This window comes from Methylomonas sp. BW4-1, assembly GCF_052474385.1.
The window spans coordinates 2,878,149-2,892,294 of sequence record NZ_CP184125.1; the positions used below are offsets into that span (position 1 = coordinate 2,878,149).

Sequence of the window (14,146 nt, forward strand, 5' to 3'; positions counted from 1 at the left end):
AACACTCCATGGAACATCAATCAACTTTCGTTAATTGGTTCAGAAATTCATCGCCCTACATCCACGCGCACCGCAATCGCACCTTTGTGATCTTTTTCGGCGGCAATGCGGTAACGGAGCCGGATTTCGACAATCTGATTCACGACTTCGCGTTGCTAAGGAGTCTGGGCGTCCGGCTGGTACTAGTGCACGGCATTCGCCCGCAGATCGACGAACAAGTCACCGGGCATGGCAACACGCCGCAGTTTCACCACCATTTACGGATCACCGACGCCACGACCTTGCAATACGTCAAGCAGGCCGCAGGTCTGGTACGGGTGGAAATTGAAGCCCTGTTATCGATGGGTGTGTCCGGCTCGCCGATGGCCGGCGCCAAAATACGTGTCGCGTCCGGCAATTTCGTTACGGCCAAACCCTTGGGCGTACTGGATGGCATCGACTATTGCCACACCGGCAAGGTGCGGCGCATAGACGCCCAAGCCATCCATCAACTATTGGATCAACACAATGTGGTGCTGATTTCACCTATCGGTTATTCGCCCAGCGGCGAAACCTTTAATCTGTCAGCCGAGGAAGTGGCAACCGAAGTAGCCATCGCCTTGCAAGCCGAAAAGTTGATTTTGTTGACCGAACAAAATTGCGTATCGCCTGGCGATAATCATCCCATCCAACAGCTCACCACGGCTCAAGTTTCAGCACTATTGCAAGAGACGCCATCGGTCCCGGATGAAGTCGCCCGTTCATTACGCGCCGCGATGCAAAGTTGCGAAAAAGGCGTACAGCGCGCGCACTTGATCAATAGGCATGTGGACGGCGCCTTACTCCTGGAACTGTTTACCCGCGACGGTATCGGTACACTGATTAGCTCTAACGCCTTCGAAACCATACGGGCAGCGACATTGGACGACATCGGCGGCATTATGGAGTTGATCAAACCCTTGGAGCAGCAAGGCATCCTGGTCAAGCGTTCGCGGGAAAAGCTGGAGATGGAAATTGGCGACTATATAGTCATCGAGCGTGATGGCTTGATCATTGGTTGCACGGCGTTTCATGTGATGGCCGACGGCAACAGTGCGGAGATTGCTTGTCTGGCAGTGCATGCCGATTATCAAAAAGGCGCGCGCGGCAACAGCTTGTTGGACTATCTAAGCAACAAAGCCAAATCCGAAACTATTCGCCGCTTGTTCGTACGTTCCACGCAAACCGTGCATTGGTTCGTCGAGCGCGGTTTTACACCGTGCGAAATCGACGATTTGCCCGAACCGATGAAAAGCGCTTACAACTATCAGCGTAATTCCAAGGTATTGTATAAAGACGTTTAACATCACCTTCCACCCACTCAGCTCACGGAATATAGGATGCTCGATAAACAGGATTTTCTGACAGTCGTAAAAAACACCCCCCTAGTCGCTATTGACTTAATTGTGCGTTCCAGCAAGGATGAAATATTGATGGGCTTGCGCATGAATGAACCGGCGGCGGGTTATTGGTTCGTGCCGGGCGGTAGAATCTATAAATCAGAAACGTTGGCAGCCGCGTTTCAAAGAATTACCGAAACCGAGTTAGGCACTGCCCATAGCATCGAAAGCGCTGATTTACTGGGCGCCTTCACTCATTTGTATGAGACTAATTTTGCCAAACAGCCTGGTATCACTACCCATTACGTGGTTTTAGGCTATCAATTGCAGCTTGATCTGGATATTAATCAGCTACCGGCACAACAACATTCTAATTACCGCTGGATTGGCAAAAACGAAGACTTGAGCGAGGTTCACCCTAACAGCCAAGCCTACTATCCCTATCTGCGCTGAACCATGTCTGCGTTAAAAGTCTTGCAGTTAACCGACCTGCATATATTGCCGCATGCCGGCGACAGGATGCTTGGTATCGATACCGAACAGTATTTCCAAAACACCTTGGCCCACGCGCATGTCACGCACGGCCCATTCGATTTGATTTTATTGACCGGCGATTTGGGCCAAGACCCTAGCGCCGATAGCTACCGGCTAATTTGCCGGCATCTGCAAACTTATCAAACACCGTGCCTGTGTTTGCCGGGCAATCATGACGACTGGGAACTGATGCAAACCGAGTTGAACGTTGACTTCGTCAGTTGCCGTAAACATGTGTTGCTGAAGAATTGGCAGATTATTGCCTTAAACAGCCAAAAACCCGGCAGCCCCAGTGGGTTTCTATCACCGGAAGAACTGATATTTTTACGGCAAACGCTAAGCACACACGACATGCCTGCGCTGCTGGCGGTGCATCATCATTGTATTGCCAGCGGGAGCAGTTGGATGGATACGATGCAAATTGAGAATGGCGAGGCATTGCTGGCAATATTGGAAGAGTTCCCGCAGGTTAAGGCCATCACTTGCGGCCATTTGCATCAGGAAATGCAAACGAGTCATAAACAAATAGCGATATTCGCCACGCCGGCCAGCTGTTTTCAGTTCAAACCGTTTGCCACCGAGTTTGAACTGGACACGCTAGCACCTGGGTACAGGGTCTTCGAATTGGGGGATGACGGCGACTTGCGATCCAGATGCTATCACCTGCCCATCAGCATGAGCGGCTTACAAACCAACCAGCACAGTTACTAACCAAACGCCAATCTTCCGGATAAATAACTCTCGGCGTTGACACCCACATCGTTGGCAATCAGCAAAGCCCCTAATTCGTCCATCGCTTTGCGGTACACCCGGCGCTTGAAGTAGACCACGTCTTTTAGCGGGTACCAGTATTCCACCCACTTCCAGTTATCGAACTCCTGCTTGTGCCCGCAATCGAACCTAACATTCGATTCATCTGTCATCAAGCGCAAAATAAACCAAATCTGTTTCTGCCCGATGCACAAGGGCGTGGAATTTTTGCGGATATACCGATCCGGCAGTTTATAGCGCAACCAATAACGGGTGCGCCCCAGCAACTGCACATGCTCTGCACACAAGCCGGTTTCCTCCCACAACTCCCGATACATCGCGGTTTCCGGGTCCTCGTCGCCATCGATCCCGCCCTGCGGAAACTGCCACGAATTAGCGCCTTTGCGCTTTGCCCAAAACACACGACCCTCGTCATTGCAAAGGATAATGCCGACATTAGGCCGGTATCCTTTCGAGTCTATCATGTAAAAACCTGTATTATTTGCCGCCCTGTTGCTAATGCCTGGATGTTAAAATTAACAACGGCACGGCCATTAAAATGAATGGCGCAATTGTTCCACAAATAACCGGCGGACGCCACAGGCCGCTACTTTTTTCTTTATGACGACGGATTTGCCGTGAGCTTAGCGATTTTTGATCTGGATAACACGCTGATCGCCGATGACAGCGATTTTTTATGGGGCCAATTCTTGGTCGACCGCGGCATTGTCGACAAAGAGCAGTATGAACAGGCTAATAAAAAATTCTACGAGGATTACAAACAGGGCACGTTGGATATTGTCGAGTTTTTGCATTTCTCACTAGCGCCGCTGGCGCAGCACGACGCCGAGCAACTGTACCGCTGGCGCGCGGAATTCGTCGAAACGCTGATCGAGCCGATCACACTCGACGCCGCACGGACTTTGGTAGAAAAGCATCGCGCGGCCGGCGATACCTTATTGGTGATCACCGCCACTAATCGCTTCGTCACCGAGCCTATCGTCAAGCTATTCGGTATCGACAACCTACTGGCGACCACGCCGGAATTTGTCGATGGCCGCTACACCGGGAAATTCAACGGTACGCCTTGCTTTCAGCAAGGAAAAGTTGCGCAGCTAAACGACTGGCTGGCCAATTCCACGGAAACGCTGGTGGGCAGTTGGTTCTACAGCGATTCGCATAACGATTTGCCGCTATTGAACTTGGTCGATCAACCGGTTGCTGTCGATCCCGACGAAATACTACGGGAAGTTGCTCGGCAAGCAAACTGGCCGATTATTAGCTTGAGGAAATAAAAGCTGAGGACAAGGGTCAAAAGAAGCGCCCTTTTGACCCTTTGTAATATTGAATCGCTGCTATTTTTTCTGTATAAAGAATACTTGTTTATCGGCTTCCTTGAATATCTTCAGCGGAATATGTCCCGCCTGATCGATATAGACGCCGAAGTCCAAATGGGCCGCCGGATCGGTAGCAATCACTTTGACTACCCTGCCGCTTTCCACTTCCATAATCGCCTTTTTCAAACGCAGCAACGGTAACGGACATTGCAATCCGCTGGCATCGACTTCCAAATCAAATTCGATCATAGTGGTGTTCACTCAACTGTTCTTTAGACAACGCTTATAATAACACCAACCCCAGACCACGAAAATCAAGCACCATGGATTACTTCCCGCTTTTCTTAAAACTAAAAGACCAGCCATGCCTGGTTGTCGGCGCCGGCGAAATCGCCTCGCGTAAAATCGAGCTCCTGGCAAAAACCGGCGCGCGTATTACCGTGGTGGCGCTCGAAATTGGCGCCAGCGTTGCGGAAATGGGGCGCAATAATCAAGTAGTAATCCAACAAAAGGCCTTTGCTGCGGACGATGTGAAAGGCATGCGCGTGGTCATATCGGCCACCAACCAGCGCACGGTCAACGAAACGGTTGCGCAAGCTGCGACGGCTCAGAATATTCCGGTGAACGTGGTGGATAATCCCGATTTATGCAGTTTTATCTTTCCGGCGATTGTTGATCGCTCGCCATTAATCGTAGCGGTGTCTTCCGGCGGCGTGTCACCGGTTCTGGCACGCTTACTGCGTTCCAAGGTGGAAAGTGCCATTCCCGGCGCTTTCGGGCTGCTGGCGCAGTTTGCCGAGGATTTTCGAGCATTGGTTAAGGAACGACTCAAAGAACCCAACCGCCGCCGGGTATTCTGGGAAGACGCCTTGCAAGGCCACATCGCCGAATTGGTGTTTTCCGGCCGCCGCGAGCAAGCTGCAATAGAATTACAAGCCAAACTTGATGTGGCTGAGCAGACACAAAATCGCGGCGAGGTGTATTTGATCGGTGCCGGCCCCGGCGATCCGGATTTATTGACTTTCCGAGCCCTGCGCTTGATGCAGCAAGCGGATGTGATTGTCTACGACAGGCTCGTCTCCCAGGAAATATTAGAAATGGCTCGCCGCGACGCGGAGAAAATCTACGTGGGCAAGCAACGCAGCAATCACAGCCTACCGCAGGAATCGATCAACGAGTTGCTGGCGAATCTGGCTTTGTCGGGCAAGCGCGTCGCACGCCTGAAAGGCGGCGATCCGTTTATTTTTGGCCGGGGTGGCGAGGAAATCGAAACCCTGATGCAGCAAGGCATTCAGTTTCAAGTCGTACCAGGCATTACCGCTGCCGCCGGCTGCGCTAGCTATGCGGGAATTCCGCTGACCCATCGCGACCATGCACAGTCGTGCACCTTCGTTACCGGGCATTTGAAGGACGGCAATATCAACCTGAACTGGAGCCAGCTAGCCTCTCCCAACCAGACCGTCGTGATTTATATGGGTCTGGTCGGTTTGGAGACTATCTGCCAATCGTTGATCGATCACGGCTGCCCGGTCGATCAACCAATTGCATTGATTCAACAAGGCACTACCCGCCATCAGCGAGTCATTACCGGCACCCTGGGCGATATGCCTAAACGTGTCGAAAACGCGGACATTAAACCACCGACCTTGATCATAGTGGGCACCGTAGTGCGCCTGCGCAAACAGTTGGAATGGTTTCAACCCGGCCAAAACTAAGCACGTGTGAATTTTTCCTTATTTCAGACGATGTTAAGTTTTACTTGGAAAAATCAGCCCGCAAACCCGGTAAAGGCGCGAACGACAGAGAAAATCGATTGAATTTTTCGCTAAAGTTCCCTATCCTTTACCCGCTTAATTTCCCAATGAACTGCCTATGCAAATAACAATATGCAGTTCTTTTTTTAAACACAACGAGAGAATCATATGAAAAAATCATTCGGTTTATTAGTAGGCGCAGCTTTGATCGCTATCAGCGGACAAGTTGCAGCTAACGAAGCGGAAGAAATCGGCGCAAAAATTTATGAGCGTGCTTTCGGTCGTGGCTGCGGCGCTTGCCATGACATCGCTTCCAACCCACAATTATCGGCCTTGATCAGCGCCGGCAAACTGCCTAAAGACCAGTTCGCCAAAGTGTTGAAAGAAGGCAAAAACGGTATGCCTAAAGCTGTTGCAGCTATCATGGAAGTCGGTCCTGTGAAAAAAGCAGGTTACACCGAAGACCAAGCTATCGATGCAGTTTACGAATATCTGAAAAAATAATCGTAGCCTTTCGGGGCAAAGAAAAAGCCGCTACCCTTTCGGATAGCGGCTTTTTTATGTCGTAAAGAATATGCCCCGTATTAGTCTTGTTTACTGAGATACGCCTGTTGACTACGTTGATGGGTCAACCGGTAACGGTTGCGCAGCCAAACTCCGGCAATCGCCGCAATCATCAATCCACAAGACACAAAGGTCAGATAGACCAAATCCTTAATGTCATTCAGTTCTTTGATCAGAACTTGATTGACAGCCGCGCCTTCGACCTTGGCCGGCGAATCAACAGAATAAGTCGTCAGTATCTTCACATCGCCTTTCAAATCCTGAATGGTCTCCAGGGAATCGGCAACGCTACCCTTTTTGATATTTTCTTCCAGCGCTCTTAGTTTGCTGTCGATGGAACCGCTTAACAAGCCGAACAACTGGCCTTTCAAGGCGCTAATTTCGGCGGATAGCACCGGATTTTGGGTAGCGTAGGCTGTCGAGATAGCCTGGTGCTTTTGGATTTCGGTCAACAGATTTTGTTTAGGTAGTAATACAAAACCCAACAAAAAAACCGCCGCCATCAACGCCAGAACCAGCATTAACAAAAAGCGATTAGCCTTCATCAGCGCCTGATGCTGATGGGCGCGCAGATAGACTATCTCATGCTTATCGGTATTGACATCATCCAGATTAATCTCAGGCATATCGCTCATTATTCTTTTAGTGTTGCTAATCGGGAAGCTCTATAGATATTACCTAGAGCACGCGGCGCCTAAACGGCACCCCATGCCCAACGGAAATACATCGGCGCATTATACAAGCTAAATCAAAAATGTCCTGTTTTATACAAACCGCAATCAACGGCCTTTCTTTGCGGCAATCCGCATTCTCAAGGCGTTCAATTTGATAAAGCCTTCAGCATCTTTTTGGTTGTAAGCGCCGCCATCTTCTTCAAAAGTCGCGATATTTTCATCGAACAAACTATTGGTTTCCGAGGCCCGACCGACCACGACCACATTGCCTTTATACAATTTCACCCGCACCTTGCCATTAACATTGACCTGCGAGGCATCGATCATGGTTTGCAACAGCGCCCGCTCCGGACTCCACCAGTAACCGTTGTAAATCAAGGACGCATAACGCGGCATCAACTCGTCTTTTAAATGCGCCACTTCGCGGTCCAGAGTCAGCGATTCGATGGCCCGATGCGCTTTCAACATCACGGTACCGGCTGGGGTTTCGTAGCAACCTCTGGACTTCATACCGACATAGCGGTTCTCGACGATGTCCAGACGACCGACACCGTTAGCACCGGCGATTTTGTTCAATTTTTCCATCACTTGATGCGGCGTGTGCGGCACATCGTCGATGGCGACGATATCACCATTCTGATAGGTAAGCTCGACGTAGGTGGCTTGATCCGGGGCATTTTCCGGCGACACGGTCCAGCGCCACATATCTTCTTCCGGCTCCGTCCACGGATTTTCCAAGATACGGCCTTCGTAAGAAATGTGCAGCGAGTTGGCATCCATGGAATACGGCGATGTTTTACCTTTTTTCATTTCCACTGAAATGCCGTGTTGCTCGGCGTAGTCCAACAGTTTTTGCCGTGAATTCAAATCCCATTCGCGCCACGGCGCGATCACTTTGATGTCCGGACGCAAAGCGTAGGCGCCCAGTTCGAAACGCACCTGGTCGTTGCCTTTGCCGGTCGCACCATGGGAAATCGCATCGGCGCCGGTTTCGTTGGCAATTTCGATCAGGCGCTTAGCGATCAAAGGCCTGGCAATCGAGGTACCGAGCAGATACTCGCCTTCGTAAATCGTATTGGCACGAAACATCGGAAATACGAAATCGCGAGCAAATTCTTCGCGCAAATCGTCGATATAAATTTCCTTGATGCCGGCCGCTGTGGCTTTGGCGCGAGCCGGATCCAACTCTTCGCCCTGACCGATGTCGGCGGTAAATGTCACCACTTCACAGTCGTACACATCTTGTAGCCACTTCAAAATAACCGAGGTATCCAAACCACCGGAATAGGCCAACACCACTTTTTTAATATCCGACATAATGCGCTTCACACCTTTTACAAATTAAAAAACTGGAGAATTATAACGGAAAACCTCAATGAATTGCCCGCTAACCACCCTAGCCCAAGCGTAAAACTTACAGGTACTCCGCCAACAATCCCGCCACCCGTTTTGTAGCGCCTTGGTTATTTTGTACAAACAACCTGCCGTTATCGATCAATCTGTTTCTAAACGCTATATCTCGATAGAGGCGTAACACGGCATCCATTATGGCTTGGCGATCACGACACTGCATCGCGCCTTCCAAGGCTAAAATCCGCTCGGCAATTTCCTGAAAATTAAACATTTCCGGGCCAAATAACACGGGTACGCCAATAGCGGCCGGTTCCAGCACGTTGTGACCGCCTACCGGCACCAGACTACCGCCGACAAAAGCCAGATCGGCAGCGGCATACAACATTTTTAACTCGCCCATGCTGTCGGCGATATAAACATCGGTTTGCTCATGAGGTTGCGTTTGCTCGCTACGCATCACCACCGCCAAACCCTGCTGTTCGCAGAGCTTTTTAACCGTTTGAAAACGCTCGGGATGACGCGGCACAATCAATAACAGCAATTCGGGTATCGATACTTTAAGAACCGGATAAAGCGCTAGAAATATCTCTTCTTCGCCCTGATGAGTGCTGGCGACAATCCAAACCCAGCGTTTTGCGAATAACTGCTGCTTGAGCGCTCGCCCCTCCGCGATAACGGCGGCGTCTATCGTCACATCAAACTTAATATTACCCAACACTTGAACTTGCTGAGGAGCGGCGCCGATTTCGATAAATCGTAAGCGGTCCTCCTCTGTTTGCACAGCAACAGTGGTGACGCAAGTCAACGCCGGCTTTACCAATCCGGGAATTTTCCGATAAGACCGCGCGGAACGCGCCGACAATCTGGCATTGACGATAAACAGCGGGATGTTCTGCGCCGCGCAGGCAGCAAACAAATTGGGCCAGATTTCTTTTTCCATTATGACCGCTAGTCCGGGCCGAAAACATTTCAAAAAACGCTCAATCACAAACGGCAGATCATACGGTAGATAGACATGCTCTACTTGACCGGCCAATGCCGCCTGCACCCTGGCAGAACCGGTTGGGGTGGTGGTGGTAACGAGTACCGGCAACTGCGGATGGCAGTGGCGCAAATGTGCGATTAATGGGAAAGCCGCTTCCGCCTCCCCCACTGAAACAGCATGTATCCAGATTACCCCCTGCCTGGACGGCCTTTGGTAAAAGCCCAAGCGCTCTAACCAGCGTTGCCGGTATTGCGGCGCCTTGAAGCCCCGCCAATACAATCGCAATAAAACAGCAGGCAACAACAATCCATAAAGCAGCGTGTATAGGTTACGCATTACATCCGTTCTCGCAAATTATTGGGTTAAACCCATACAATCTTAAACTATTAACCGGCCAAGTTCGCCCGTAAGCTATCTTTAACAGCCACATCGAAATCGTTTAAGCGTGCAGATAAAACGACGACCCGGCATCCAATCCTTCATTTGCGGAAGCATCCGCCAAGCATGACAGCCTCTAGTGCTCCGCGGATATTTAAAAGCATAGTCAGGATCGAAACTACGTCGCGCAGCCACATTGCTAACACAGTTGTTTAGTCGCTGCATATAAGCTATTCCCGTCTATACTGATCGTCGGACCAGCCCCATCAAGGTAAATTTATTTCGCTACTCAGAGACTCACGCATCAGTCAACCTAACTGGAGCGATAGGGTTATATACCCGAAAGACGGCTTTTGGATTCAACTAACAGCAAAGTATTTTTTACGCTCATGTTCAATTCTGGTTTTGGCATTGAATCGAGATCGCAGCGCAGCGGTTTCCAAATAGCCTTCGCTCTTCCCCTTATACCCGGAGACCAAACAACAAGTCAGATCCAATTTGCTTTTGAAAGTGCGTTACATCTAGCAAGAGGAGTAATTCGGCATCTTGCAACCATGTTTTAATTTCGAACAAAACCAACCGAGGAGATCGATTTATGAAGTTAACTCATTTGTTTTCAAGCCATAAACAAGCAGCGGAAAAACAGACCACCCTCGAAATAGAAAGGGTCGCCCAGGCCATCGTCGCCGGGCAATGGGATGCACGCGTCAATACTGCGGGATTTGCCGAGAACAGCATGCAATTCGGTCATGCGAATAATCAGATATTGGATGCCGTTACCCAACCGTTCAATGCAGTTGCCGATTGCATCGAACAAATCGCCACCGGCGCCGTTCCGGCTAAAATCAGCGATCATTACCGAGGCGATTTCAACACACTCAAAAACCACCTCAATCAGCTTATAGAGGCTATCGCCCAGCAATCAACCGCCGCCCAGGCCATTGCCGATGGGAATTTCTCTATTCATATCAATGTTCGTTCCGAACGCGATACGCTGGCGAAGAGCTTGATCAAAGTCGTTGATGTGCAGCAGAACTTGAAAACCGAACTCCAGCGTCTGACCGGGGCGTCAAAAGACGGCCAACTAACCGAAAGGGGTAACCCGGCACAATTCAAAGGCGCTTACGCCGAAGTCATTCATGGGGTCAACCAAATGTTGGACGCCATTCTGCTGCCGATTGGCGAGGGTAATCGCATCCTGGCGCAGATTTCTAGCGGCAAAATCGATGAATTGATCAACGACACTTACCGGGGCGATCACGAGAAAATGAAGCAGGCCGTTAACAATGTCGCCACCACCTTGCAAGGCCTGCAACATGAATTACAACGTCTCACCATCGCTTCCAGACAGGGACAGCTTACCGAGCGGGGTAAAGTCGAACAGTTTAAAGGCGCCTATGCGGAAGTCATCGGCGGCGTCAATGAAATGCTGGATGCCATTCTGCTACCGATTGGCGAGGGCAATCGCATTCTGGCGCAAATTTCCGGCGGCAAAATCGACGAATTGATCGAACAAACCTACCAAGGCGATCACGAGAAAATGAAACTGGCTGTCAACAACGTCGCCATCTCGGTACAGGGCCTGCAAAAAGAGCTACAAAGACTCCAAGAAGCTTCCAGAGAAGGACAATTATCCAAACGCGGCAACACTGAGCAATTTAAAGGCGCGTACGCCGAAGTCATCGGCGGCGTCAATGAGATGCTGGACGCCATTCTGCTACCCATCGGGGAAGGCAATCGCATCCTGGCGCAGATTTCCGGCGGCAAAATCGACGAATTGATCGAGCAAACTTACCGGGGCGATCATGAAAAAATGAAATTAGCGGTCAACAATATGGCAATCACCTTGCAAGGCCTGCAGAGAGAGTTGCGCCGTTTAACCACAGCATCCGGGAATGGTGAACTCTCGGAAAGAGGCAAAGCCGAGCAGTTTAAAGGCGCTTACGCCGAGATTATTAGCGGTGTCAACGATATGCTGGATGCAATCCTGATTCCCATCGGTGAAGGCAACCGCATTTTACGTATGATCAGGGGCGGCGATTTACGCCAACGCGTGGAAATCGCCTGTAAAGGCGACCATGACCAGATGAAACAAGCCGTTAACGGCGTACACAGCTGGCTATCGGATTTAATCGCTTACGTTACCAAGCTCGCCAACGGCGACATGACCGCGGAAATGGGCAAGGCATCAAACGACGACCAAATCCATGAATGGCTGATGCTGCTAAAAAGAAATGTTCAGGCTTTGGTATCCGATGCCGAAAAACTCTCGATTGCCGCCGTGGAAGGCCGTTTACAAACCCGCGCCGACGCCGGCAAACATCAGGGCGACTTCCGTAAGATCGTGGAAGGCTTCAACAATACCATGGACGGCGTCATTCTGCCGCTCAACGAAGCGGTAGAAGTCCTAACATTGGTTGAACAAGGCGATCTGACCCGGAAAGTCAAAGGCGACTACAAAGGCCAGCTTAATGACTTTAAAGATACGGTCAACAATACCATTACCAAACTTTCACAAACCATCGCCGAAGTCGTCAGCGCCGCCGATCAGTTGGGAAATGCCTCCGGACAAATCAGCGCCACATCGCAATCCTTATCGCAAGCATCCAGCGAACAGGCGGCCGGCGTCGAGGAAACCACGGCCAGTATCGAACAAATGGCGGCAAGCATTAACCAGAACGCGGAAAACGCCAAAGTCACCGACGGTATAGCCGGCAAGGCCAACCAGGAAGCCATCGAAGGCGGTATCGCCGTTAAACAGACGGTGACCGCCATGAAAGACATCGCGAGCCGAATTGGCATCATCGATGACATTGCCTATCAAACCAATATGCTGGCCCTCAACGCCGCCATTGAAGCGGCTCGGGCCGGCGATCATGGCAAAGGCTTCGCGGTTGTGGCGGCGGAAGTCCGGAAACTGGCGGAGCGGAGCCAGATAGCGGCACAAGAAATCGGTCAACTGGCGGGGAACAGCGTGAAGACCGCCGAAAGCGCCGGCCAATTGCTGGACGCCATCGTGCCCAGCATCGCTAAGACCTCGGATCTGGTGCAAGAAATTGCGGCGGCCTCTCAGGAACAATCCGCGGGCGTAAAGCAGGTTAATATCGCCATGAGCCAGATGAATCAAATTACGCAGCAAAATGCTTCTGCGAGCGAGGAATTGGCGGCAACCGCAGAAGAAATGACCAGCCAAGCCTTGCAATTACAGAATCTGATGAGCTTTTTCAAAATCAAAGATTTACAACCAACGCTTTCCCGCAATACCACAAGAACGCCGCCTAAATCGCTAAAGGCAATAGTGCCGGCAACGCATATTAATCACGCAGACAATGCTGATGGGTACGACATTAACCATTTCGAACGCTTCTAATGCGAATTAAGAGCTAATAGAGCCAGTCCAAAGGTCCGTTAAACTATAGAGAAAAACACGACTCTCCCTCAATAGCGCAGGAACCGAGGGACTGGCAAGATCAATTAGTAACGCTTTATCTTTATGTCTGCAAGCATTATCAACAGAGCCTTTGGACGTATTGCCAAAGGATGAGTACGTTTGCCGATTTGAGCTTTAGTGACGAAGAGGTTATTACGCTCTACCTCTTTGGTGTCATCGACAAAATGCGAACGCTGAAAAATATCTACACTTACGCGGTGCGGCACTTGCGCGATTGGTTTCCAAGGCTTCCCAGCTATGTCGGATTCGTTCAACGCCTGAATAAAGTCGCGGATGTGTTTGCACCGTTATTGACGATCATTCAGCAAGAATCGGGACACCTATCGGCGCAAACCGCCTGGTTAATCGATTCGTTCCCTGTGGCGTTAGCCAAACAGGGTCACCGGTTTAAGGCCAAAGTCGCGCCCGAACTGGCCGATCATGGCTATTGCTCGACCAAGAAACTCTACTATTACGGCGTTCGGGTCCATGTCGTTGGCCGCGCACAAGCCGGCACATTGCCAAGCCCCGACTACATTGGCGTGACCGGCGCTAGCGATCACGATGGCAAGGTGTTCGACCAGATTCCACCCAAATTGACGAATAATGTGCTTTATGGCGACAAAACCTACCAACAGCCTGATGCCGACGAGGTCCGGCAAGTCCAGAATCTTACGGTCCTCACGCCCGTTAAAAAACAAAAAGGGCAGCGTGACTTGGAACCCCAAGACCAGTGGCTGTCCACCGCTGTTTCTCGTGTGCGGCAGCCTATCGAAGCTTTGTTTGGTTGGATTGAACAACAAACCGGCATCGAATGCGCCGCTAAGGTCCGCTCGTATAACGACCTGATGGTTCATGTGTTTGGCAAATTGGCGGGCGCTATGTTTTTCTGGAACTTCTTACGCGCTAGCGCTTAATTCGCATTCTAGTGATTAGTTATTGACTGAGACCGGGTAGATCATCCTTTGACATTTTTGTCCCATAAATAAGTCTTAAGCATAAAAGACTGTTTCCTGACAGCTTTGTCGA

At 50.6% G+C, this 14,146-nt stretch carries 13 protein-coding genes; 8 read left to right on the top strand and 5 right to left on the bottom strand.

Features of this window, described 5'->3' with window-relative positions:
• Nucleotides 1–8: 8 nt before the first annotated feature.
• From argA to cpdA, 3 genes are read left to right on the top strand one after another with little or no spacing between them, the layout of a single operon-like run.
• The gene (gene argA, locus ACH5Y9_RS13275) at nucleotides 9–1,322 is read left to right on the top strand and encodes an amino-acid N-acetyltransferase (protein ID WP_445366397.1); all 1,314 of its coding nucleotides are present in this window, start codon (nucleotides 9–11) and stop codon (nucleotides 1,320–1,322) included.
• A gap of 36 nt (nucleotides 1,323–1,358) precedes the next feature.
• The gene (locus ACH5Y9_RS13280; protein WP_445366398.1) at nucleotides 1,359–1,811 is read left to right on the top strand and encodes a GDP-mannose mannosyl hydrolase; all 453 of its coding nucleotides are present in this window, start codon (nucleotides 1,359–1,361) and stop codon (nucleotides 1,809–1,811) included.
• Nucleotides 1,812–1,814: 3 nt separating this feature from the next.
• The gene (cpdA, locus tag ACH5Y9_RS13285) at nucleotides 1,815–2,603 is read left to right on the top strand and encodes a 3',5'-cyclic-AMP phosphodiesterase (protein WP_445366399.1); all 789 of its coding nucleotides are present in this window, start codon (nucleotides 1,815–1,817) and stop codon (nucleotides 2,601–2,603) included.
• Here the strand turns inward: cpdA and ACH5Y9_RS13290 are convergent.
• Nucleotides 2,600–3,127, bottom strand: a complete 528-nt coding sequence (locus ACH5Y9_RS13290) for an RNA pyrophosphohydrolase (RefSeq protein ID WP_020482442.1) — start codon at nucleotides 3,125–3,127, stop codon at nucleotides 2,600–2,602. The two genes, cpdA and ACH5Y9_RS13290, sit on opposite strands and share 4 nt — an antisense overlap.
• A gap of 153 nt (nucleotides 3,128–3,280) precedes the next feature.
• On the opposite strand from ACH5Y9_RS13290, the gene ACH5Y9_RS13295 reads away from it, so the two are divergent.
• Entirely contained in the window at nucleotides 3,281–3,937 is a 657-nt protein-coding gene (locus ACH5Y9_RS13295) for an HAD family hydrolase (protein WP_445366400.1), read from the top strand.
• Between the two features lie 60 nt (nucleotides 3,938–3,997).
• On the opposite strand, the gene ACH5Y9_RS13300 is transcribed toward ACH5Y9_RS13295, so the two are convergent.
• On the bottom strand, nucleotides 3,998–4,228 hold the full coding sequence (locus ACH5Y9_RS13300) for a sulfurtransferase TusA family protein (RefSeq protein WP_020482444.1): 231 nt from the start codon (nucleotides 4,226–4,228) through the stop codon (nucleotides 3,998–4,000).
• A gap of 74 nt (nucleotides 4,229–4,302) precedes the next feature.
• Here ACH5Y9_RS13300 and cysG point away from each other — a divergent pair, with 74 nt between their 5' ends.
• On the top strand, nucleotides 4,303–5,694 hold the full coding sequence (gene cysG, locus ACH5Y9_RS13305; RefSeq protein ID WP_445366401.1) for a siroheme synthase CysG: 1,392 nt from the start codon (nucleotides 4,303–4,305) through the stop codon (nucleotides 5,692–5,694).
• Nucleotides 5,695–5,901: 207 nt separating this feature from the next.
• Nucleotides 5,902–6,237, top strand: a complete 336-nt coding sequence (locus tag ACH5Y9_RS13310; protein ID WP_020482446.1) for a c-type cytochrome — start codon at nucleotides 5,902–5,904, stop codon at nucleotides 6,235–6,237.
• Between the two features lie 80 nt (nucleotides 6,238–6,317).
• On the opposite strand, the gene ACH5Y9_RS13315 is transcribed toward ACH5Y9_RS13310, so the two are convergent.
• The 3 genes from ACH5Y9_RS13315 to waaA form a co-directional block, all read right to left on the bottom strand.
• A complete protein-coding gene (locus tag ACH5Y9_RS13315) occupies nucleotides 6,318–6,932 on the bottom strand; it encodes a hypothetical protein (RefSeq protein ID WP_020482447.1) in 615 nt (204 codons plus the stop codon).
• Nucleotides 6,933–7,076: 144 nt separating this feature from the next.
• Entirely contained in the window at nucleotides 7,077–8,288 is a 1,212-nt protein-coding gene (locus ACH5Y9_RS13320) for an argininosuccinate synthase (protein WP_064010465.1), read from the bottom strand.
• A 97-nt stretch (nucleotides 8,289–8,385) separates the two neighbouring features.
• Nucleotides 8,386–9,645: a lipid IV(A) 3-deoxy-D-manno-octulosonic acid transferase gene (waaA, locus tag ACH5Y9_RS13325; protein WP_445366402.1), complete on the bottom strand. Its 1,260-nt coding sequence runs from the start codon at nucleotides 9,643–9,645 to the stop codon at nucleotides 8,386–8,388.
• A gap of 637 nt (nucleotides 9,646–10,282) precedes the next feature.
• On the opposite strand from waaA, the gene ACH5Y9_RS13330 reads away from it, so the two are divergent.
• Nucleotides 10,283–13,057: a methyl-accepting chemotaxis protein gene (locus tag ACH5Y9_RS13330; protein ID WP_445366403.1), complete on the top strand. Its 2,775-nt coding sequence runs from the start codon at nucleotides 10,283–10,285 to the stop codon at nucleotides 13,055–13,057.
• Nucleotides 13,058–13,128: 71 nt separating this feature from the next.
• Nucleotides 13,129–14,034 (top strand): transposase, encoded by a 906-nt coding sequence (locus tag ACH5Y9_RS13335; protein ID WP_445369893.1) that lies wholly within the window; start codon nucleotides 13,129–13,131, stop codon nucleotides 14,032–14,034.
• The last annotated feature ends 112 nt before the right edge of the window (nucleotides 14,035–14,146 follow it).